General features: G+C 66.3%; 15 protein-coding genes and 1 pseudogene. 2 read left to right on the top strand and 14 right to left on the bottom strand.

Annotated features, from left to right (window positions below; all coding sequences use genetic code 11):
* Positions 1-39 precede the first annotated feature (39 nt).
* The 8 genes from ABQ039_RS05480 to ABQ039_RS05445 all read right to left on the bottom strand — a co-directional run bounded on the left by ABQ039_RS05480 (position 40) and on the right by ABQ039_RS05445 (position 8232).
* The gene (locus ABQ039_RS05480) at positions 40-1332 is read right to left on the bottom strand and encodes an adenylosuccinate synthase (RefSeq protein WP_024938603.1); all 1293 of its coding nucleotides are present in this window, start codon (positions 1330-1332) and stop codon (positions 40-42) included.
* Positions 1333-1758: 426 nt separating this feature from the next.
* Positions 1759-1944, bottom strand: coding sequence for a DUF2065 family protein (locus ABQ039_RS05475; protein ID WP_039524090.1), 186 nt, complete (start codon positions 1942-1944; stop codon positions 1759-1761).
* A gap of 182 nt (positions 1945-2126) precedes the next feature.
* Positions 2127-2591 (bottom strand): transposase, encoded by a 465-nt coding sequence (locus tag ABQ039_RS05470; protein ID WP_065046697.1) that lies wholly within the window; start codon positions 2589-2591, stop codon positions 2127-2129.
* Positions 2592-3000: 409 nt separating this feature from the next.
* Positions 3001-3864 (bottom strand): protease modulator HflC, encoded by an 864-nt coding sequence (hflC, locus tag ABQ039_RS05465; RefSeq protein ID WP_016903921.1) that lies wholly within the window; start codon positions 3862-3864, stop codon positions 3001-3003.
* The gene (hflK, locus tag ABQ039_RS05460) at positions 3864-5003 is read right to left on the bottom strand and encodes an FtsH protease activity modulator HflK (RefSeq protein WP_046341957.1); all 1140 of its coding nucleotides are present in this window, start codon (positions 5001-5003) and stop codon (positions 3864-3866) included. Before hflK ends, hflC begins: the two co-directional genes overlap by 1 nt.
* Positions 5004-5807: 804 nt before the next feature.
* The gene (gene pilH / locus ABQ039_RS05455) at positions 5808-6194 is read right to left on the bottom strand and encodes a twitching motility response regulator PilH (RefSeq protein WP_024938599.1); all 387 of its coding nucleotides are present in this window, start codon (positions 6192-6194) and stop codon (positions 5808-5810) included.
* Between the two features lie 524 nt (positions 6195-6718).
* A complete protein-coding gene (locus tag ABQ039_RS05450; RefSeq protein WP_024938598.1) occupies positions 6719-7615 on the bottom strand; it encodes a DnaJ C-terminal domain-containing protein in 897 nt (298 codons plus the stop codon).
* A gap of 140 nt (positions 7616-7755) precedes the next feature.
* Positions 7756-8232 carry an Hsp20/alpha crystallin family protein gene (locus ABQ039_RS05445; protein ID WP_016903925.1) on the bottom strand — a complete coding sequence of 159 codons (477 nt, stop codon included), beginning with the start codon at positions 8230-8232 and terminating at the stop codon, positions 7756-7758.
* 161 nt (positions 8233-8393) lie between these two features.
* On the opposite strand from ABQ039_RS05445, the gene ABQ039_RS05440 reads away from it, so the two are divergent.
* Both ABQ039_RS05440 and ABQ039_RS05435 read left to right on the top strand, forming a co-directional pair.
* Complete coding sequence (locus ABQ039_RS05440; RefSeq protein ID WP_016903926.1) at positions 8394-8876, top strand: peroxiredoxin; 483 nt, start codon at positions 8394-8396, stop codon at positions 8874-8876.
* A 43-nt stretch (positions 8877-8919) separates the two neighbouring features.
* Positions 8920-9480, top strand: a complete 561-nt coding sequence (locus tag ABQ039_RS05435) for a bacterioferritin (protein WP_024938597.1) — start codon at positions 8920-8922, stop codon at positions 9478-9480.
* A 269-nt stretch (positions 9481-9749) separates the two neighbouring features.
* Here the strand turns inward: ABQ039_RS05435 and pbpC are convergent, their stop codons facing one another.
* The 6 genes and pseudogenes from pbpC to ABQ039_RS05405 form a co-directional block, all read right to left on the bottom strand.
* Entirely contained in the window at positions 9750-12170 is a 2421-nt protein-coding gene (pbpC, locus tag ABQ039_RS05430; protein WP_221232421.1) for a penicillin-binding protein 1C, read from the bottom strand.
* Positions 12171-12281: 111 nt separating this feature from the next.
* The gene (locus ABQ039_RS05425) at positions 12282-13058 is read right to left on the bottom strand and encodes a type II CAAX prenyl endopeptidase Rce1 family protein (RefSeq protein WP_184516413.1); all 777 of its coding nucleotides are present in this window, start codon (positions 13056-13058) and stop codon (positions 12282-12284) included.
* Between the two features lie 131 nt (positions 13059-13189).
* Entirely contained in the window at positions 13190-14137 is a 948-nt protein-coding gene (locus tag ABQ039_RS05420) for a glycerophosphodiester phosphodiesterase family protein (protein WP_184611152.1), read from the bottom strand.
* Between the two features lie 157 nt (positions 14138-14294).
* Entirely contained in the window at positions 14295-17399 is a 3105-nt protein-coding gene (locus ABQ039_RS05415; protein WP_349778564.1) for a TonB-dependent receptor, read from the bottom strand.
* A gap of 208 nt (positions 17400-17607) precedes the next feature.
* Positions 17608-17715 (bottom strand): annotated as a pseudogene (locus tag ABQ039_RS05410) (transposase); the annotation flags it as partial.
* A 162-nt stretch (positions 17716-17877) separates the two neighbouring features.
* The gene (locus tag ABQ039_RS05405) at positions 17878-22779 is read right to left on the bottom strand and encodes an alpha-2-macroglobulin (RefSeq protein ID WP_184611156.1); all 4902 of its coding nucleotides are present in this window, start codon (positions 22777-22779) and stop codon (positions 17878-17880) included.
* Positions 22780-23379: the final 600 nt, after the last annotated feature.

The raw sequence follows: 23379 nt of genomic DNA, 5'->3' as shown, positions 1-23379 counted from the left end.
GCCGGGCCGTTGGACGATGCCGCGTCTGGCGTCAGCCGATCAGGCGAACGGATCCTGCAGCACCATCGTGTGGTCACGATCCGGGCCGGTGGAGACGATCGAGATCGGGCAGCCGGCCAGTTCTTCCAGCGCGCGCAGGTAGGCACGCGCGGCCACCGGCAGCTTGTCCCACTCGGTGATGCCGTGGGTGTTTTCGGTCCAGCCCGGGAACTCCAGGTACACCGGGGTGCACTCTTCCCAGCCCTGCGCGTCCAGCGGGGCGTATTCGGTACGCTTGCCGCGGTATTCGTAGGCGATGCAGACCTTGAGCTTTTCCATGCCGTCGAGCACGTCGAGCTTGGTGATGCACAGGCCGGAGATGCCGTTGATGGCCACCGCACGCTTGAGCGCGACGATGTCCATCCAGCCGCAGCGGCGCGGGCGGCCGGTGGAGGCGCCGTACTCGGCACCTCGGTCGCGGATGCCCTGGCCCACTTCATCGTCCAGCTCGGTCGGGAACGGGCCACCGCCCACGCGGGTGGCGTAGGCCTTGGCGATGCCCAGCACGTAGTCGATCGCATCGGCGCCAACGCCGGTGCCGGCCAGTGCGCCGCCGACGGTGGTGTTGGAGCTGGTGACGTACGGATAGGTGCCGTGGTCGATGTCCAGCAACGCGCCCTGCGCGCCTTCGAACAGCACGCGCTTACCCTGCTTGCGCAGATCATGCAGGATGCCGGCCACGTCCGACTTCATCGGCTGCACGTAGTCGCCGAAGGCCAGCGCTTCGTCGAAGGTCTTCTGGAAGTCCACCGCTTCCACGCCCAGGTACTTGGTCAGCACGAAGTTGTGGTAATCCAGCGCGGTGCGCAGCAGCTCTTCCAACTGCGGCGGGTAATGCAGGTCGGCGATGCGGATACCGCGGCGGGCGACCTTGTCTTCGTACGCCGGGCCGATACCGCGGCCGGTGGTGCCGATGGCCTTGCCGCCGGCGGCCTTCTCGCGCGCCTGATCCAGGGCGATGTGGTACGGCATGATCAACGGCGCGGCCGGGGAGATCTTCAGGCGCGAGCGCACTTCCACGCCGGCACCTTCCAGCTCGCTGATTTCCTTGATCAGCGCGGCCGGGGAGATCACCACGCCATTGCCGATCAGGCACAGCGCGTCGTCGCGCAGGATGCCGGACGGAATCAGATGCAAGACGGTCTTCTTGCCGTTGATGACGAGCGTGTGGCCGGCATTGTGGCCACCCTGGAAGCGGACCACCGCACCGATCTCTTCGGTAAGCAGATCGACGATCTTGCCTTTGCCTTCATCGCCCCACTGGGCACCGAGCACGACAACTGACTGACCCATGACGGGTGAACTCCTGAGTTTTGCTGCGGCCATCGGGGCCGCGGGATGGGACCGGTTCACGGCTGGCGGCGCCGCCTGGCGCGCGGCTCCATCGGGGAGCGTTGCAGCGGCGCGTGAAGCCCTGACACGGAAAAAGCCGAACGAGGTGCCCTGTGTGAGCGTGCCCGGCCGGCTTTTGTGCATTATCCGGGTTTCCGGTGACGTGCACTACCCCTGGCGGCCGGCGGATCGGGGGCGGGTCAGATTGCGGCTGGCCGTCGGTTACGCGGTGCTCCGAGCGCTGCGGGCCCCTAGCCCGGGAGATCCCGTCGCGACAACCCCAATGGCTCGTAGGAGCGCACCTGGGCGCGACCGGCATTCCCGGTAAAGCCGTCGCGCCCAGGTGCGCTCCTACGCTGCCCGTTGCGGTCGGAATGGACCACCCACTCAGTGACGCACGATCCACAGTGCAATCGCGCCCAGCACCAGCGTCACACCACCAATCACACGCAATTGCGCGGTGGGCAGACTGAACAGTTGCTCGACCATGCGCTTCCAGGCGGTGGGCGCGGCAAACAGCAGCAGGCCTTCGATGACGGCGATCAGGCATAACGCGGACAGAAATTCATGCATCAGCAACACCAGGACGTGGGGAACTGCAGTGTGCCGCGTCAGCGCCCTCCACGCGCCCCGCGTAGGAGCGCACCCGGGCGCGACAGGCATTCCCGGTAAAGCCGGTCGCGCCCAGGTGCGCTCCTACGCGGCGGCGCGCGGCAAACGGTGGGCATGCACTAGGCCTGCTGGCGGCTCGACGCTCAGAGCCAGATTGCGTCCCAGAACGGATAATCACCGACGTGGGTGACCAGCCCGGCCCGGAGCGGATTGGCGATGAGGTAACGCGCGGCTGCGTGCAGGTCGTCGTCTTTGCGCAACGCGTGGTCATGGTAGCTGCGGCTCCAGACCGGTGCGTGATGCTGCCGCTGATCGTTCACCGAACGCGCTACGCACGCTTTCATGCGGGACACGGCGTCGGCCAACGCGGTGACGCTCCCCAGCTGCAACAGCCAATGTGCGTGATCCGGCATCAACACCCAGGCCAGCAGCCTGGCATCGCAAGGCGTTGCTGCGGTGAATGCCCGGCAGGCAGTTGCTGCAAGCAAAAAATCTGCGAATACGGCGCGACGCTGCCATGTCGTGGTGGTCAATAGGTACACGCTGTTGGGCGAAGACTGCCTGCCGCGGCGCAGCGCGCGATGCCCTGGGGAGTCGATGTTGGCCATGGCGCGATGCTGACGGCCTTGGACCACGCGGGATATCGGCGGTTGCCGCGTTCTGCGCTAGGGGGAATCCATATGGCGACTGACTATCAACGGCAATCAGCGGGGTCCGCCGATAGGGCCCGTCGCGCCCGGGTGCGCTCCTACCGAGTCGAGTCTGGTCAACACGACGGGAGAGGCGCTCCAGGCAGCTGGGATTCCGGACATACCCATGGGCATCACAGTGCACGAAGCGCCATGCGCCCGATCCATTGGCCGACACGCGCCCTGCGTAGGAGCGCACCTGGGCGCGACGGGCATCCCTGGCAAGGTCGTCGCGCCCGGGTGCGCTCCTACGGTGGGGGCGCGGCAGTGACAGGCACATACGACAACGCCCGCACTCCGCAGGCGTTGTCGATTCAGCGCAGAGCGATCAACGATCGCTCTTGAGGTACTGCAGGAACGGGTCGTTCTTATCCAGCACCACCACGCCGTTGCCGTCGGTCATGGAGCCGCGGTACGCCTCCAGGCTGCGGTAGAACGCGTAGAACGACGGATCCTTGGAGCCTGCCTGGCCGTAGATGCGGGCGGCGTCGGCATCGCCTTCGCCGCGCAGCTTCTGCGCATCGCGCTCGGCGTCGGCCACGATCACGGTGGACTCGCGGTCGGCCTGGGCACGGATGGTCAGGGCCTGCTCCTCGCCTTCGGCGCGCAGCTTGCTGGCTTCCTGCTTGCGCTGGGCGCGCATGCGCTCGTAGACGTCGGTGATCACCTGGCTGTCGGTCGGCAGGTCGATCTGCTTGATGCGCAGGTCGGTGATCTGCATGCCCAGGCCCTTGATCGCGCCGTTGATGCCCTTGAGCTGGTTGGCGATCAATTCGCTGCGGTCGCCGGAGACCAGCTGCTGTAGGGTGCGCGAGTTGATCTGGTTGCGCAGCGAGTCGGTGATGATCGGGGCCAGGCGCGAATTGGCGACCGACTCCTCACCACCGGTGGCGCGATAGAAGGCCCGCACATCGGAGATATAGCCGATGGCGAAAAAGTCCACGCTGACGTCTTTCTGCTCGGCGGTGAAGTAGCGCGCCGGGGCGGTGTCCAGCACCTGGAAGCGGCGATCGAACACGCGCACCGATTCCACCACCGGGATCTTGAAGTGCAGGCCGGGCTTGAGGTCGGCTCGCACCACGCGGCCCAGGTTGAGCACCATGGCGGTCTGGTCCTCGCGCACCACGAACACCGAGCCCATCAGGGTCAGCAACACGGCGACGATCAGGCCGATGACTAGCGAATTCTTCATTATTCGGTTCCCTCACGGCCGGTCGGGCGCGGGCCGCGCTCCGGATTGCGGATGCCCTCGCTGCCGCCACTGGTTTGCGGCGGATTCAACAGCACATCCTGCGGCACCATCGACGGCATGCTGCCGTTGCCCGCAGCACCGCTGTTGCTGGCGGACTTGCTGGCGTCGGCCGGCAGCGGCACATAGATGACCTGGCGGCCATCGCTGCCGATCACCTTGCGGTTCTCCGACAGCACCTTCTGCACAGTTTCCAGCCACAGGCGCTTGCGCGTGACCTCGGGGGCGTTGGCGTACTGCTCCTGCAACAGCGTGAAGCGATCGGCGTCGCCCTCGGCCTTGGAGATCACCGCCTGCTTGTAGCCTTCGGCGCCGGTCCGGGTGCGCGCACCCTGGCCGCGTGCCTCGGGCACCACCTTGGCGGCGTAGGCCTGGGCTTCGTTGATCAGGCGCTCGCGCACCTGCTGGGCGCCGTTGACCTCGTCGAAGGCCGGCTTCACTTCTTCCGGCGGACGCGCGTCCGGCAGGGTCACGCCGGTGACGGACAGACCCGTGTTGTAGGCATCCAGTGCCGCCTGCAGGCGGTCCTTGGAGGCGATGGCCAGCGGGCCACGATTGTTGAGCACGGTATTGAGGTCGGAACGACCCACCTGCTCACGCACGGCGCTTTGCGCGGCCTGCTCCAGCACCAGGTCGGCATTGCGCGAACCGAACAGGTACTTGCGCGGGTCGCTGATCTGGTACTGCACGTTGAGCGAGACGTTGACGATGTTCTCGTCGCGCGTCAGCACCGGCACCTGGTTGCTGAAGGTCTTGATCTCGGTGGCGTTGACCTTGCGCACCGACTCGACCGGCCAGGGCAGCTTGAAGTTCGGGCCGGGCTGCAGGATGCGCGAGAACTGGCCGAAGCGCAGCACCACGCCACGCTGCTGCTCGCCGATGAGCTGGAAGCTGGAGAACAGCACCATCAGCACCACCGCGACCAGAATCCAGCGCCCCACGCCGCCATCGAACAGCTCCTTCAACGGGGCGGGCAGATTGCCCCAGCCACCACCGTTGCCACCACCGCGCGGGCCCCAGGACCTGCGACGGTTGGGGTCCGGGCCGTCTCCGCCCTTGTTGCCGGGTGTGTTCCAGGCCATGCACGCTCCATGATCGAGGGGCTGTGCGGGCCAGTCCCGCAGTGCCGCCGTGTTGTGTGATTCGATGATTCTACTAGATGGGGCAGACCGACCGTTTTGAAAGGCCCCGATTGACGCATCCCGGTTTAGCCGCTGGGGTGGATCGGGCGGCGACGCATCGGGCGACAGCAGGGCCCGGTCCGGTCCAGGCGCGTGTCGACGCGGTCCCGGGGGCCGGAAAGACGCGCATGTGATGACCTTGGCGTTGGGAGCAGGCAAGGCCGGAGGCGAGCGGCCTTCGATACGCGTTGCTGCCGGTGGCCGCGTGATGCAAGCGGGCGCGCGGCGCCAGCCGGTCTGCCGATTCCACGCTGCGCGAAGCTGGATCAAGCAGGACCACGGCCAGGCTGCGCAACGGATGCGCTGCCAGTCAGTTGTTGATACGCGTGCGCCGGAAGCGCGCTCGCCTTCGGGCCGCCTTGCGCTGGGCGTCCGCATGTCGCGCCGCAGCGCCGCGCCTGGAGGACGACGTGCATCAGACGCGCGTGGCCTGGCAAGCAACACAACCGGACCGGCATGCAAGCAACCTGCCGCCTGCAGGCGATCGTGCGGGATGCCGTCGACGGCCTGAGAGCATCCACGTGCAGATGGCAAGGTCGCGCAGTTGGTTGTGGCATCAGCCCCGGGTGGCGGGCTGGCACTGCCCAACACGGTCGAACGCGGCCCCGTGCGCAGGCCTTCGTCGATCGCACCGGCCGCGGTCAACGCGTCGGCTGATCGCACTGCGGAGCGAACCCGCGCCCCGGCCGCACCTCGCCGGCGCGCTTAGACGGTCGGCGGTTCGTCTTTCTGGTTGAACACGCGCTCCATCACTTCCAGCAACTCGTCTTCGGAAAACGGCTTGGTGATGTAGGCGCGTGCGCCCTGGCGCATGCCCCACATGCGATCGGTGTCCTGGTCCTTGGTGGTCACCAGGATCACCGGGATGTGCTGGGTGGTCGGCTCGCGCTTGAGCGTGCGCGTGGCCTGGAAGCCGTTGAGGTTGGGCATCACCACATCCATCAGCACCAGATCCGGCAACGAGGACTTGGCCGCTTCCACGCCGGCGGCACCATCGGTTGCGGTGATGGTTTCGTGCCCCAGCTTCTCGACGATGCGCTGAATCCCCAGCAGCTGCGACGGCGAGTCGTCGACGATCAGAATGCGTGCCATGTGTTTCCCCTAGTGTGCGCGGCGAGTGTAGTGCGCCGGCCGCGCTTTCGGTAGCAGGCCAGGCGGTGCGCCCGGCGATGCTGTTGCGATGTGCGATCCGGTGACGCGTTGCTGTTGTGCTGTGCAACGCGTACTACGTTGCACAGGGGGCAACTGGATTCAACAACGTCGCAGAAGGTCGTTCACCGCTGCATCGCGTGCATGCTGCCCCGCCCTCAATCCCTCACCACAGGAGAGGCAATTGGTCCCTTCTCCCATCGGGAGAAGGTAGCGCAAAGCGCCGGATGAGGGGACGGCAGAGATCCAATGCCGCAGATCGACGCTGACTGGTGCACCGCTCGTCCGCCGAACCCCTACCGCGATCCCTCCCTCGAAAATGTCGGCTGCTCCCTTCTCCCACCCGGAGAAGGTGGCGCAAAGCGCCAGATGAGGGGACGGCGGCGATTCAACGCCGCAAATCGACGTCCACTGGCGCACCACCTGCCTGCCGAACCCTCACCCATTTCCCGCTCGACCCACGCGGCCTACACCGATTCGCCGAACGCCTTGGCCAGGTTGCGGTAGGCCTTCTTCTGCGCATCGTCGGTGGGGGCCGGGGCCAGGATTTCCAGCTCCACGATCTGGTCGCCCGGCGTGGCGCCCGGCAGGCCACGGCCGCGCAGGCGCAGCTTGCGCCCGGCGTCCGAGTCGGCCGGCACCTTCAACTCCACCGACCCGCCCAGGGTCGGCACGCTGATGGTGGTGCCCAGTGCCGCCTGCCAGGGCATGACCTGCAGGGTGTACAGGATGTTGCGCCCGTCCACCTCGAACTGCGGGTGCGCGGCGTATTCGATCTCCAGCAGCAGGTTGCCGCCGCCGTTGCCCTGCCCGCTCAGGCGGATCACCTGGCCAGGCTGCACGCCCTTGGGCACGCGCACATCCAGCTGCTTGCCGTTGATGGTGATGCGCACGCTGTCGCCCGCATACACCGCTTCCAACGGCACTGCCAGCTTGGCGCGGGTGTCGCCGCGCGCCTGCGGACCCGCGCCTGCACCAGGGCCGGCGCCCGGACCACGCGGACGGCCGCCGCGCTGGCCGGCGAACAGGCTTTCGAAGAAATCGCTGAAGCCGCCACCGGCGCCGCCGTTGCCGAACACTTCCTCGTAGTCGTAACCCTGCCCACCACCGTAGCTGGGCGGGGCCTGGAACTCGTCGCCCGGGCGGAAGCCCTGCGCCTTGAGCTGGTCGTAGGCCTTGCGCTTGGCCGGGTCGCGCAGCGCCTCGTAGGCTTCGTTGATCGCCTTGAACTTGTCTTCGGCGCCGGCCTCCTTGCTGACGTCGGGGTGGTACTTGCGCGCCAGCCGGCGGTAGGCGGTCTTGATCTCCGCATCGCCCGCGCTGGGCTCCACGCCCAGCGTTGCGTAGTAATCCTTGAATTCCATCTAATCACCTCTGAAAAAAACGGCCCGCAGCCGAGGCCACGAGCCAGTCATATCGCAGCCGGGCGGGCAACCGCACCTATTCTACGGTGCGGTTGCCGCCGGGAAGCGAAGCATGCCGCTCCGCTCCAGGTTTTGCTGCCTTACTGCACCGTATTGCCGGCTGGGTCCTGGCCGTTGCCGACCTGGATGCGGCGCGGGGTGGCCGCCGGGCGCTTGGGGATGCGGATTTCCAGCACACCGTTGTGCCCGGTCGCGGTGATGCCGTCGGGGTCGGCACTGTCGGGCAGCGCGAAGCGGCGGTGGAAGCTGCCGTAGCGGCGCTCGATGCGCGAGAAGCGCTCGGTCTCGGTGCTGGACTCGCCCTTGCGCTCGCCCTTGATCGACAGGATGCCCTTGTCCATCTGCACCTCGATCTGGCCGGGGTCGATGCCCGGCAGGTCTGCGTACAGCACGAAATGGTTGGCCTCTTCCTTGATGTCCACGCGCGGCACCCACTGCGCGGTCACCACTGCCGATTCGTCGGTGTCGCCGTTCTGCTCGAAGAAACGGTCGAACACGTGCTTGATCTCGTTCTGCAGCGCATGGGTGGGCCACTGGGGATAACGAACGATGTTCATTGCGAGCCTCCAAAAGGTTGGGTGAGGGCCGGCTGCCGCGGCGTGCGCCGTTGCGCCGGCCATGTGCGTCAGATAGGCGTGCCGCTGCGGATTTCAAGCGCGTTGACGCGCTTTTCCCTCGCTCCTTTCTAGACTTCGTTCAGCCGCAGGAGCCCAGCCCCATGACTATCCACGTTGGTGACCGCATTCCCGAAGTCGTGCTCAAGCGCCTGCGCGAGGGCATCGAGGCGGTGGACACCCACAGCCTGTTCGCCGGCCGCAAGGTGCTGCTGTTCGCGGTGCCGGGCGCCTTTACCCCGACCTGCTCGGCCAAGCACCTGCCGGGCTATGTGGAGCACTTCGACGCATTCCGCAAACGCGGCATCGAGGTGCTGTGCACCGCGGTCAACGACCCGTTCGTGATGCAGGCCTGGGGCCGCAGCCAGCTGATCCCCGACGGCCTGCACCTGCTGCCCGACGGCAACGCCGAACTGGCCCGCGCGCTGGGCCTGGAGATCGACGCCAGCGGCTCGGGCATGGGCCTGCGCTCGCGCCGCTACGCACTGTATGCCGACGACGCCGTGGTCAAGGCCTTGTTCGTCGAAGAACCCGGCGAATTCAAGGTGTCCGCCGCCGATTACGTACTGCAGCACCTGCCCGATTGATGCATTGATTCCCCCCAACCACTCAGAAGGAAACCGGCCAGCCATGTCTAACCAGCCAGCCAAGCAACTCCCCGACGGCATCACCGATACCGCCACCTTGCGCAGCCGCGCACGCCAGAGCATCGAAGACGGTGCCATCACCGAGAGCTACCACGCCGACCGCGAGGCGGTGATCGAGCTGCTCAACACCGCACTGGCCACCGAATACGTGTGCACCCTGCGGTATTACCGCCACTATTTCATGGCCAAGGGCATGCTTGCCGACGCGGTCAAGGGCGAGTTCCTGGAGCATGCGCAGCAGGAACAGGCGCACGCACACAGGCTCGCCGAGCGCATCGTGCAGCTGGGCGGCGAACCGGACCTCAATCCGGACACGCTGACCAAGCGCTCGCATGCCGAATACAAGGAAGGCAGCGACCTGCGCGACATGGTCAAGGAAAACCTGATCGCCGAGCGCATCGCCATCGACAGCTACCGCGAGATGATCGATTTCATCGGCGACAAGGACACCACCACCAAGCGCATCCTGGAAGACATCCTGGCCCAGGAAGAAGAGCACGCCGACGAATTCGCCGACCTGCTGGAAGGCTGGATCGGCGAGTGAGCCGAGTGACTGCAATGCAGCGATGCGTTGCGAGCGATGATCGGTATCGACATTCACAGTGACGTTGAGAGTTGAAATCGACTCGATGATTTAAGCAAACAGGGCGCCTCGAGCGCCCTGTCTGTTTTCTATGCCGCAGGATGCTGTGTGGTTGCCTGCGGCGGTAGGAGCGCACCCGGGCGCGACGTGGCATCCCATGTGACGCCCCATCGCGCCCAGGTGCGCTCCTACGGGTGTGTGCACGCTGGCCGGGCGCAGCACGTGCGCGGTCAGCGCAATACGCGAAAGCGCATCTGCGTCCAGGCACCATCGCTGGCCATTGCGGTGAGCGTATGCGTGCCGACCTCGGCAAATTCGCGCTGAAATCCCTGGCGTCCGTTGGTCTGTGCGATCCAGCGGCCATCCAGCAGCCAGTCGATGCGCGCGTCGCTGCCCAGGGCACGCAGTTGCAGGCGCACCGGACGCGAGGTGGCGTTGGCACGCGCCAGCGTGGCGCGATCGCTCAGCCCGTCGATACGCAGCACGCCGCCACCGGTCATGCGCCCATCCGGCAGACAGTCCGCCGCAAGTGGCGGCACTTGCGCAGCATTGCGCTCGGCGGTGCTGAGCCAGGGTGAGACCAATGCCGGCCAGCGCGCCACTGCATGCGGCACGCGTTCATGCGCCTGACTGCACTCCTGCGACAGCCGCTGGCCACTGCGCGCATCCACATCGAAATGCAGCTGCCCGCTTTGCCATAGCCGCGCATCGCGCTCGGCAAAGGTGGGTGGCACTGCGCCATCGAGCACGTAGGCGTCGGCGCGGCGTGCGCATTGCGCCGGTGGTGTCTGATCGGCCGCGCCGCCGAGCGGCCAGCAGATGTCCAGCGCCTGCACGGTGGCCGGCATCGGCACCGGCGCGCTATCGCCGGCGCTGCGCGGCAAGGCATCGATGACTTCGAACATCAGCGGCAGTGCGGTGACGGCGCCGTACTGGCCCGGCAGCGGCGTACCGTCCGGACGCCCCACCCACACCCCGACCGTGTAGCGACGCGTGCCGCCGATCGCCCAAGCATCGCGGTAGCCGTAGCTGGTGCCGGTCTTCCAGGCCACGCCCGGGCGCGTGGCGGTGTCGAAGGTGCCGCTGCCGTACCCGGGGCGTGGATTGCTTTGCAGGATCTCGCGCACGATCCAGGCCGCACCCGGCGACATCAGCCGACGTTCGATGCGCGGATCGTCCGGCGTATAGCGCACGCGCCCGGCGATGCCGCCACGATTGAGCGCCGCAAATGCACCGACCAGTTCCTGCAATTGCGCGCCGGTACCGCCCAGTATCAACGCCAGATTGGGCACGCTGCCGTGCGCAAAGCGCAGCTCGATCCCGGCATTGGACAGCCGCGCAGCAAACCGTGCCGGGCCGATCCGGTCGAGCAGGTCCACCGCCGGCACGTTCAGCGACAACCGCAACGCCGTCGCCGCGCTCACCGGCCCATTGAAGGCCGCATCGAAATTGCCGGGCCGGTAGCTGCCAAAACTCTGCGGCGCATCCACCAACAGGCTTTCGGAGTGGATCAACCCATCGTCCAACGCCATGCCGTACAGGAACGGCTTGAGTGTGGAACCGGGCGAGCGCCAGGCCTGCACCATGTCCACATGCCCCAGCCGCTTGCGATCGCCGAAGCTGGCCGAGCCCACGTATGCGCGCGCTTCCATGGTGGCGTTGTCCACCACCAGCAATGCCGCGGAGGTGCGCTCGGGCAGCTGCGAAAAGTATGTCGTGACGCGTTCTTCCAGGGTGCGCTGCAGCTCCACATCCAGCGTGGTCACGATGCGTGCCGCGCGCGGTTGCGCGCTGTGCAACCGCTGCGCGAGCAGCGCCGCATGCAACGGCGGTTTGAGCGAGCGCGTCACCACCGGCTCGATCCGCGCATCGTCCACCTGCGCGCGCGACCACACGCCCAGCTCCACCATGCGATCGAGCACCTTGTCGCGCGAGCGTTGCGCTGCTTCGGGATGGCGATCCGGGCGCAGGCGGCTGGGCGATTGCGGCAACACCGCCAGCAACGCAGCTTCGGCCTGCGACAAGGCCCTGGCCGGCTTGCCCAGATACGCCCAGCTGGCCGCTTCCACGCCTTCGATGGTGCCGCCATAGGGCGCGCGCTCCAGATACAGCGTGAGAATCTCGCGCTTGCTCAGGTGCGCTTCCAGCTGCAGCGCGCGCAGCAGCTGCTTGGCCTTGCCCCACGGCGTGCGCGTATGCGGGTCGAGGATGCGCGCCACCTGCATGGTCAGCGTCGAGCCGCCGGAGACGATGCGCCCCTGCCCGATCCACTGCCCGCCGGCACGCAACAGGCCCCACGGGTTGACTCCGGGATGGCGCCAGAACCAGCGGTCCTCGTAATTGAGCAGCGCCTGCAGATACAGCGGCGACACACTCTGCGGGCTGGCCGGATAACGCCACACCCCGTTGTGGTCGGCGAACGCGCGCAGCGGCGTGCCATCGCGTGCCACCACCAGCGTGGAGGTGTCCCGTGATTTGGGCAGTGGCAGTGGGAAGGCCAGGTCCAGCAGCAACACCGCAGACAACAGTGCCACGGCGCTCCAGCGTAGCCCCGTCAACCAGCGCCGGCCACGCCGAGCAACACCATCCTTGCCAGCGACGCGTTCCTGCGTCTGGTCGATCCTTGCCTGCGCGTGCTGCTGCTCATCCATCCTGCCAAGGATGCAGGGCAAAACGCATTTCGGCCACCATCGCGCGCGGCAAGCTGCGGCGTCGAGCGATCAACGTGACTGTACGCTCCTGCTTGCGCGACGACAGCTGCGCTAGCCCACCACGTCCGCGTGCGGCGAGCGACGCGGCCTTACGAACAGCCGCAGCAGCCCCATCGCCAGGAATACCGCAGACAGGCGCAACGCAATGCCGAGCCAGCCGCTGGCCGCCGAATCGGAGACCGCAAAGACCGTCCAGGCCGCGTTGAGCGAGACATGCAACACCCAGCCGCTCCAGATCGTGTAGCCATCCTGCGCGTCCACGATGGCAAACAGCAGCGCACCGATACCGGTAATGGAGAAGATCAACAACGCCTCGCCACCTCCACCGCCGGCCCCGAGCCAATGCACACCGCCAAACACAACCGCCTGCACCAGCGCCGCGACTGCCGGACGCCAGGCCAGCGCACGGCAGGCAAAGACGAAACCGAAACCGCGAAACACGATTTCTTCCGCTAGCGGAAACAGCAGCGCCAACCAGAGCAGGCCAAGCAGATCGTCGGTGCCGACCGAGCTGGACTGCGTCCACAGCCCCAGCCAACACGGCAGTGTGGCCAGCAACGTCAGCGCCGGGCCGCGTAAGCCGTTCCAACGCAACCCCAGACGCGCCGCGAGCTCGCCTGGCATGCCAGGACGCAGCAACGCCGCTGCGACGAGCACGAGCACTACGCTGAGCAGATTGTCGAGAATCCCACCGCCGTAAGGCACCGGAATTTTCGGGATTGGAAAACCAAGGGCCTTAGCCACATCACGCACCTGCAGCGCGACCAGCAGCACCAACAACCAGACGACATGCGGCGTGAGTCGGCGCAGGGATGTATCGAGCGGCATGCAGACGCCCTTGCGTGCAAACGAACGCTGACTATAACGGCAACACCACCGCCGCAGTTCTACGGATCACATTGCGCGGCGACATCCGCTCCCGTCGCAGGCCAGCTGCATGCGATGATGCAACGCGACGCTCACCGCTGCTCCAGCGACGCGCGATAGCGCAGCAAGGCTTCCGGCGCATCGGTCTGGATGATCGACACGCCTTCGCGGTACGGGCGGCCCCACACCTTGTCAGGATCGCGCGCGGCATCGGCGTCGCCGCCGTACCCGGCGATGAAGCCTTCCCACAGCGAGTTGACCATCAGCCGCACCTTGTGTGCCTTGCTCACTGCAACCAACGCCGGCAATTGCGCTGCCGACATCTTGGGCAGCTCGAACGCGACCGGATGCGCGTTGCGTGTCTGCGCAGTGGCGATCGCGGCCAGGTCGGCAGTGCCATGGGCGTTGATCAGGATCGGGAAGAAATACACCTTGTCGAACGGCAGCATCGCCGCCAGCGGCGGCGTGGCGATGCCGGCTTCGGCCTTGACGATCACCTGGTGCTGCATGCCGGCACGGGCAACCGCATCGACCACCTGCACGTAGATCGCATCCTTGACGTCCAGGTTGAGCAGGATGTGGCCCTTGGACCTGGCCAGCATCTGCTCGAGCGTGACCACGCGTTGATCGGTCAGCGGCGCCTGCGCGCCACCTTCGTCGCTGCGCAGCCGCAATTTTTGCAGGTCGGCCAAGGTCAGCTCGGACAGCTTGCCGGTGCCGTCGGTGGTGCGGTCCACGGTGGCGTCGTGCAGCATCACCAGTGTGCCGTCGGCGGCGCGCCGCACATCGGTCTCCATCACGTCGGCACCGATGGCGATGCAGCGCTCCAGCGCGGCCAGCGAGTTCTCCGGTGCGCTGTCCTTGAACCCATGTTCCGGTGCCGGTGCATGGCAACCGCGATGGGCCACCACCACGATGCCGCCGTCAGGATTGGTCAGCCGGGCCTGGATTGCGGCCACGCCGGTGGGCGCCGCGCTCGCATGGGTGGCCAGTGCCGCGCACAGCATGGCCGCGACGGTGGCGGCAGTACGTAAGGTCATCGAACAACTCCGATTGAAGGGATTAACAGAACTATTGCGTGTCGGTCAGGTAGGCGCGGCGGGTACTCAGCATGGCGCCCTGCCAGGTGAACATCCTGATTTCCACGCACCGCGCGCACTTGCCCGAGCTCTGCTCGCCATGCCAGCTTCGCCGCGCCTAGAACGTCGGCGTAAAGCGCAGACCGAACCAATACGTCGTGGGTACCGAATAACTGTCCTTGAGCAGGTTCTGCCCGGGGCCGGTCACGCTGGTGATGCGGCTGTGGGTGAGGTTGCTGACCTGGCCGATCAGGCTGAGCTGTTTGCTGATCGCATAGGTCGCGGTGAAATCCAGCTGCGAACGCGGCGACCAATACAGGTCCTGCCAGTCGATATTGCTGACGATCGCACGCAAGGCCTTGCCCTGACGATTGTAGGCCGCGCGCAGCTCCAGCCCGCCGGTGTTGTAGAACAGCGTGGCGTTGGCGGTGTAGTCGGGCTGCCCGACCAAGTTGTCGAGCTTGCGCTCGCGCTGGCTCACATTGCTGCCGCTGCCAACGCTGTAGGGCACATCCAGGCTGCCATCGAGCACCGCAAAATTTGCACTGAAGCCGACCCCACTCAGCCACGGTGCGATCGGCGCCAGGGTGTTGACGATGCCGTTGAACTCCACCCCGCGGATACGCGCCTTGGCGGCATTGGCCGGCGTGCTGATCAGCGCGTTGGCGTAGGTGGTGCCGTCGAACGTGAAGCTGTCGGTGCGCGAAAGCGTAAAGATCTCGTCCTGGATGCGCTTGTCGAACACGGCCGTGGACGCGAACGCATCGAAGTCGCCAGGCAGGCGCCATTCCAGCGACAGATCCAGGTTATTGGACACGCGCGGCTTGATGTCCGGGTTGCCGATGGTGACGGTGACGCCTTGCGCATTCGGGTTGCCGGCATCGGCCGTGTTGACGAAGCCGATCGAGGTGCGCGCCGCGTACGCATCGTATGGCGGGCGGCCGAGCGTACGGCTTGCGCCGGCGCGCAGGTCCAATGCATCGGTCAGGTGGTAGGTCATGATGGCCGAGGGCAGCAGATAGTGGTAATCGGCACTGGTCGGGTTATCGACATACACATAGCGGTTGGTCGCGGCATCCAGCTGCCGCTGGCGGCCGACCGTATCGAGCCTGGTGCTGTCGAAATGCAGGCCGCCCTGCACATTGAAACGCTCGCTGCGATAGCTGACCAGGCCATAGCTGCCGAAGGTCTTTTCGGTATGGGTGAAGTTGTCCTGATTGCTGAAGGCCTGCTGGTCGGTGCTGTTGAACGCGCTCAGCGGCGTTGCAGCCAGCGCACGATTGGCCTTGTCAGGATCGATGGTGATCAGGTTCAGACCGGCGTAGCGCATCGGCGCCCGGCCGGTGCCAGCCACATCGGCCAGGCCAAACGCCGGCGCACTGGTATTGGGCTGATATTCGACGCGATAGATGTCGTAGGACGGTTTGTCGGTGGTGTACGACACGCCCGCGGCAAAGCCGATGCCCTGATCGCTCTCGCCCTGGTTGAAACCGTAATCCAGCCGGCCGGTGAGGATGCGATCGGCGGCAGTGCGTTTGTAGTCCGGGCGCCAGTACGACAGGCTGTAGTTGCCCAGATCGTTGTAGGCCTGCGGCGACACGCCGAAGCGCTGATCGAAGCCGGAGGTGTCGTAGTTGAATGCGTAATTGGGCGTGGCATTGATGGTCACACCGCTGCCGGTCTGGCCCACCTGTACCGGTGCGGCGCGGGTGATGCCGGTGGCGTACTTGATCATGCGGATCGGCTCGTCGTAGGTCGCATCCGACCACGCGCCGCGCGCGGAGAACTGTTGCCGATCGGTGGGCCGCCAGATCGTGCCCAGCTGCGCGACCTTGGTGCGCGTGGTGACGATCTGGTTCGAGTAACCCACCTCGATGTCGCCGCCGGGATAGCTGCCGGAGCTGGCAGTCTGATTGAACACCTGGCCACGGTTGCGCGGGTCGATGATGACCTCGTTGCGCTCCATGTTGTCCTTGAAATAGTAGTAGCCGGCCGTTGCATAGGCTTCCAGCGCGGCACTGGGATGCACTTCGAACTTGCCGGTGACGCCATAGCGGTCGCGCTGGTTCTGCACGTACCAGTACTTGTCCTGCTGCGGCACCGCCCAGCCATTGCCGAGATTGGCGCCGGTCTGCAGCACGCCATTGTTGTCGTAGAAACCGTAATGCACCGTGTCGGTGGTCATATGGGTTTCGGTGTAGCTGCTCAGCGTCTGGTAGTTGGCCGACAGGGTGACCCCGTACTGCTGCTCGCTGCCGAAGGTGCGGCTGCCAGTGGCGCTCAAACGATAGCCGGGGTCGTCCTGATCGCGCGGCTTGCCGACATCGTTGGCATGGCCCAGCGCGGCTTCGGCACTGAAGAAGGGCTTGCCGCCGTTTTCGAAGGCGCTGCGCGTCTTGAGGTTGATGGCCCCGCCCGTTGCGTTGGGGTCCAGGTCGGGCGTGAAGGTCTTGACCACCTGCAACTCGCTGACCATCGATGCCGGCAGCAGATCCAGACGCACGCCACGGGTGATCGAGCCGAGCGTGCCGTTCGGCGTGCCGGGCGAGGCAATGGTCAGCCCATCGATGGTGACGTTGTTGTAGGACGGGCCCAGGCCGCGAAGTACCGGTGTAGCGGCCTCGTCGCGCGGATGCTCGTTGTCGGTGGCCGGCAATACCGACAGGCCGGGCACGCGGCGCAGCGCTTCGACGATGGTGCTGTCGGGCAAGGCACGCACATCGGTGGCGCTGATCACATCGGTGATATTAGTTGCCGCGCGCTTGCTTTCCACCGCAGCGGCATTGGCACGGCGCACGCCGGTGACCTGCATGGCATCAAGAGTCTGCACGCCGGTTTTGGTGGGGGTGGCCGGTGCGTCGCTAGTGGATGCCTCGCCTTGTGCCGATGCAGGGGATGCAGGGGATGCAGGGGATGCAGGGGATGCAGGGTCTATGGAATCAGCGGATGCATCTGCTGGCAATGGAGAACGTTGCCTTGCAGTCGCAACTTCAGCCTCGGGCGTGGATGCCTCGTCATTATTAGCTGTAGGTGCATCTGTAGTTGTAGCTGCGCTCGCTGATGCGCCCGCGGTCGCGGTCATGGCCGCAACAGACGTTTGAGCGAAGTCATCGGCTGCAATAGCCGCCCACTCGTGTGCGCAAGCCTGCGGAGCTGGCGAACACGCCGCAATGGCAACGGCGAGAACGGACAAGTGCAAACGGTAAGAATCGGAGCGCTGCATGGAATCCCGAGATCGCGCAGCGGGAATGCCGCGCCTGTGAGAAAGCACGCCACCGTAGCCAGCAAAAATGACCCCTGCATGTCGCTGGCATCGCATCGAAAAGACAGTGCGCAGCGATGTCGCCGTAAGCGAAGAAGCGCTGGCGTAGGAGCGCGCCTGCACGCGATGAAGCTTTCCCGGTGATGCCCAATCGCGCGCAAACGCGCTCCTACGGCAGCCAGATTGCATCCCAGAATGGATAATCGCCGACCCGCGCGACCAGTCCGGCGCGTAGCGGGTTGGCGATAAGGTAACGAGCCACGGTGCGCAGATCGTCTTTCCCAACGATCCTTGCGTGTCGCTTACATCGCATCGAAAAGACAGTGCGCAGCGATGCCGCCGTAAGCGAAGAAGCGCTGACGTAGGAGTCGCGCTCGCGCGCGATGGGGCGTTACCGGTAACGCCCCATCGCGCGCGAGCGCGCTCCTGCCTTGTCGCCCTACGGCTGCACCACCGTCATCGTCGCTGGCGTGCTGCGCCCCACGCCGCGCAGCTCGGGGCGGTACATGTCTTCCACCAACGATGGCGGCACCGTGTAGGTGCCCGGGGTGACTGCGCGCACCAGGTAATACAGCTGCGCCTTGCTGCCCGAGGACAGCGCCAGCGCGGCCACGTAACGGTCGTCGCGGAACTCTTCGTGCTTGACGTCGGCGGCGCTGGAACGCTCGCTGATGCCGATGCCGTCCACCACCACATCGGCCCACTGCTTGGCATCGCCGAGATTGAAGTTCTCGATCTCCAGGCCGGCCGGCAGCAGGTCGGTCAGCAGCGCGTCGGGCATGTCGCTGTTGGCGGTGATGGTGACGCGCACGATCAGCGCTTCGCCTTCCTTCAGTGCACGCGGGGTCCACGGTTTGCCGTCGGTGGTGTACCAGCTGCGCTCCACGCTGAGGTTGCGCGTGTCCGGCTCCGGCGCGCTGCGCGGGATGCCGGCCACTTCCAGGCTGGCGTACATCGGTGCCTCGCCCTGCGGTGCGAACTGCACGCCGCGCGCCAGGGCGGCGCTGTCGAAACTGCGCCCGAACAGGCGTGCCGGCGCAATCTCCTGCGTCTGGCCGCCAACAGTCAAGGTACCGGACACCTGCTTGCCCTGCCCGACCATCAAGGCCTTGCCCAAGCGCGCCAGCGCCACCTGCTCCTGCGTGCTCAGCCACAGCCAGCCGGTGGCGCGGCGTGCATCCAGCGCGCGGCCCAATGCCACTGCGCGGGTGTCGTACTCGGGCTTGGACAAGCCACGCTCGTGCAGCAGCGCCATCATCAAGGCATCGTCGCGGATCGCGCTGCCGTAATCGGCGAAGTACGGCGGCCGCTCGCTGCTGTCCTTGGCAAAACCCGCCTTGATCGCCGCCTGCCCACGCTTGGTGTCGCCCTGCAGCGACAACGCCGCGCCCAGATGCACCAGCGACAAGCCGGTCAGCGCCTTGTCGCGCTGGTTGTCGTAGAGCGCGCGCAGCGTGCCCAGCGGGGCGCGGTTGACGCGTGCCAGCACATAGCCGGACCAGGCCTGGTTGGCGAACTTCAGGCTATCGCGGCGGTCCTGCCCGTAGAACTCGTTGCCACCGGACAGCAGGTCCTCGCTGAGCCGATTGAGCGCCTTCTGCAGCACGTTGTCGGGCACCGCAAAACCGGCGTCCTTGGCGTCGAGCAGGAACTCGGCGATGTATGGGGTCAGGCCCGGATTGACGTAACCGTCGTCGCCCCACATCGAAAAATGCCCGCTGGCGATCTGCATCGAGGCCAGGCGACCGAATGCGCCTTCCATGCGCTCGCGGCGCTTGGCCGCCTCCAGCCCCTTGGTGCCCAGTGCCCTGGCGGTGGCATCGTCGAGCAAGAGCGCGGCGTAACCCTTGCTGGTGGTCTGCTCGGCGCAGCCATACGGATAGTCCAACGCACCCTGCAGGGCGCTGGCGAACGGAATCGGCGGCAGCGGGCTGACCACCATGCGCGCGGTCACCGAGCCGGCCATCAGGCCATCGGCAAAGCCGCTGTCCAGGGTGATCGGCGCCAGCGGATCGAGCACGCGCGTCTGCGCACGCAACACCTGCGGCCAGCCGGCACGCACCGGCAGGTCGTAGCTGCGGTCGGCCTTGAAGCCGTTGCCGTCCACACGTACGCGCACCTTGGCCACGCTATAGCCTTCGGTGGCGCTCAGCGGGAAGCTCAGCGTCTGCTTGGCATCCACACCAAGCTTGACGCTGCGCGCTGCCTCGGCGATGGCCAGCGGGCCGATCCCGTCCACGCGCACATTGAACTCGCCCGGCTTGCCGGTGAAGTTCTGCACATCCAGCGTCACCGTGCTGCGGTCGCCCGGTGCCATCACACGCGGCATGCTGGCCTCGGCCAGGATCGGGGCACGCACCACGGTTTCCACCGCGTGGTTGCCGAACCGCGTATCCGAATACACCAACGCCGACACCCGCAGCGTGCCGTTGAAATCCGGCACCGGCAGCTGCACGCGTGCATTGCCCTTGGCATCGAGCTTCACCGAGCCGGAGAACAGGTCCACGGTCTGCACGCGCGCGGTCGGGCGCTTGGCCTGCGGCAAGGCTTCCAGCGCCATGTCGCCGCCGAACTTGAGCTTGCCGCTGGCGCCTTCGAAGCTCTCGATCACGCGGCCATAGATGTCGTAGGCATCGGTGCCCAGACGACGCTGCGCGAAGAACTGCGCGTTGGCATCGGGCACCGGGAAGCGGGTGATGTTGAGGATGCCCACGTCCACCGCCGAGATGGTCACATGCGCCGCCTTGCCGGCCAGCTCGGGCACGCTCACCGTCACCGGCAACGCCTGCTCGGGGCGCATCTGCTTGGGCGCGGCCAGGCCCACCGCCACGCGTCGCGCCTTGCGGTCCATCGGTACATACGCCACGCCCACCGCGCGCGCCGGGGTGATCTTGCTCGGCGCACTGCCGCCGCGGAACACCAGCGCGGTGACGTAGACATCGTGGCGTTCCCACGCGTCGGTCACCGGGATTTCGAAGCTGCTGCCCGGCTTGACGTCGATGTCCTGCACGTACAGCAGCTTGTCGCTTTCCACCAGCAGCACGCCCTTGCCGGCATGCGGCGGGGTCAGCGTGACGGTGAGCGTGTCGCCGGCACGATAGGCGGTCTTGTCCAAGGCCAGCTTGACCTTGTCCGGGCGCGCGTCCAGGCCGCGGTTTTCGTCGTTCCAGCTCCAGCCGGCGCGGAACGGGTAGCGCGTGGTCAGCCCGGTGGACGGGTCGAACACGTCCAGGCGGTACTCGCCCCACTCCACCGGAACCTCGAGCTTGGCATTGCCGCCGGCGATGTCGAGCGTGCGCGTGTCCTTGTTCTCGAAGCGGCGGGTGAAGTCGTAATCCCAATGGTCGTCGGTGTAGTTCCAGTGGTAGTCGCGCAGCTCGCGCACCAACGTGGCCTTCAGGCCCTTGGCCGGCTGCGGCTTGCCATCGTCATCCACGCGGGTGATTTCGAAGCGCGCGGTGCCGTTGGCGTCGGTGCCCTCCTTGTCGTCGAACAGGGGGCGTACGCCGACCAGCGCCTTGGCCGGCCACAGCACGCGCTTGACGCTGCGGGTGACGGTGCGCCCGCCGGTCTCGTACACGCTGCCCGAGACCACCGCCGCAATCGTGCTGACCGGCTTGGCTTCGGCAGGCAGCGCGATGTCTTCGCGCAACACGCCATCGCTGCCGAACTCGGTGTCGATCACGTCCTTGGCATCGCGCGGCAGCTCCAGCGTGGGGTCGCCGAAGAACCAGCCCGGCAAGGACTCGAGCGGATGCTGCTCGACGCTGACCGCAAGCTTGGCGGTGAAACGGTTGCCGTCGGCCGGCGCGCCATACAGGTACGCGGCATTGGCGACCAGCGTGAACGGCTGGCCGGCGCTCAGGGTCTTTTGGGTGCTGTCCAGATCCAGCTTCATGCGCTCGGGCAGGAACTCTTCCACGCGCACGGTCATGCCCTGCACGGCGTCCTTGCTGGCCGGATCGGTGCGGAATTCCACCTGCCAGCGGCCGGTCGGCGCATCGGCCGGAATCTGCTGGCTGAATTCGAAATAGCCCTGCTCGCCCGGCTGCAGCTTGGTCTCGCGGAAGGTCTTGCCGTCCGGCTGCTTGAGGCGCAGGAATACCGGCTGCGGCTTGGTCGGCTTGCCGTCGTTGTCGCGCAGGATCGCCGACACGCGCATGGTCTCGCCAGGGCGATACAGGTCGCGGCCGGCCCAGGCGAACACGTCGAACCAGGCGCTCTCGCGCCCGGCCACTGCGAATTCGCTCAGGTCCAGCGCCGGCTGGTTGAACGGCAGCACCGAGATATCGGTCTTGCTGCGCGCCACCAGCACGTGGCCGGCATCGAGCGTGTAGTTGAGCAGCGCATTGCCGTTGCCGTCGGTGGCGCCCTTGAGGAACAGCTCGCCCTTGGCATCGAGGACGCGCACTTCCACGTTCTTGATCGGCTCGCCGCTCTGCAGCGAGGCGGTGTGCACGAACAGCTTGTCCTTGTAGGCGCGCGTGTGCAGGCCGATGTCGCTGACGGTGAAGAACGCGGTATCGAAACCATTGTCGAAACTGCCGGCGCGCTTCATCACCGCAAAGTACAGGCCCGGTTCCTGCAGCTCCTTGATGTCCTGCGTCGGCAGGTAGGTCAGCACGCGCTCGTTCTGCTTGCCGCCGAGAATGAAACGATTGACGTAGACCGGGTCGGCCAGCTTGGACAACGGCTGCTTGTCGTTATATTCGCTCTCCAGCTCCCAGCTGCCGCGACGACCGCCGCGCTGGAACTGCTGGAAGAACGCCGGCAGCGACTTCTCGCGCACGCGCAGGAACTCCACGTCGACTTCCGGCACGTTGACCGACACCACCGGCAGACCGCGGCTCTCGCGTGCCGGCAGCACGCTGCCTTGCGAAGCGAACCCGGCCACCGGCTTGAGCGCGCCGGTGTAGACCTTCTGCTTGAGCGGCTTGCCCAGGCGGCTGCCATCGGCGGCCAGCAGGTTGGCGTCGACCAGGACGGTGTAGTCCTTGGCCGCTTCCACGTACGGGTAGCGCAGCGTCTTGCCGTCGTCGGACAGGGTCCAGCTGCTGTCGCCGGTGCCGACTTTTTCCTCGAAACGCACCAGCGCATCGAAGTCCTGCGTCCCCACCAACGGCCGCGAGAATTCCAGCGCCAGAGATAGCCCATCGCTGGTCTGGTCGGGATAGGCGCGCGCCAGCGCGAAACCGGTGATGGCCTGCTTGTCGGCCTTGATCGCCTCGCCACTGGCGGCAGGCAGCTGGCCGCTTTCGTTGCGCTTGCACGCCACCGCGCCGATCGCCACGCCCAGCAAGACCACCCACAGCAACATGCGCCGCGTACCCGACCGCTTCATCCCTGATTCCCGGCTATCCATTCGCACTACCCCATGACTGAGGACGCAAGTATAGCGATGCCGTTCACGTCAACGATGGTGGTATGGGGCGATGCAAGGACTTGCCGATGGGCGGCGATGACGCGCCACCGGGCCAGCGCTGCGATTGCACCGGCGCGCCCGACCAGTGGTGAGCGCAATGGTTTGACACCGGCCCATGGCAGGCCGCTGAGTTGCGGCTTGGCTGCGGGGCCCTTGCCCGCCCACCATCGCAGGACACGCCGCAAGTACGTCCATGTAGGCTCTTACGCGGCATCCATGCCGCGTAAGGTCCCGCGACGGTGGGCGGGCAAGGACCAGTCGAGATGGTCGGTGTGCAGGGGCGCACACAGGGCATGGCGTGCATTGTTCGGAGGATGGTGCGTCGAACAAACGTTCCATCACAAGCAGAGCAACAAGCAGGCGTTCAACCAAGCAACCGACGCATTTTCTGGTGCGGTGTCCTCGCCGATTGCGGGACCGTGTGGCGGCATGGATGCCACCACCGAGCCTACAAGGACGTACTTGCGGCGTGTCCCGCGAGCGGTGAGGGCACCGCGCACACGACCAACCAGGCTTTTG

Origin of the sequence: Xanthomonas sp. WHRI 6108, assembly GCF_040202385.2 — a bacterium.
Classification (GTDB): domain Bacteria; phylum Pseudomonadota; class Gammaproteobacteria; order Xanthomonadales; family Xanthomonadaceae; genus Xanthomonas; species Xanthomonas arboricola.
The sequence above is the reverse complement of the archived record's forward strand: the minus strand, read 5'-3'. Positions and strand labels throughout refer to the sequence as shown.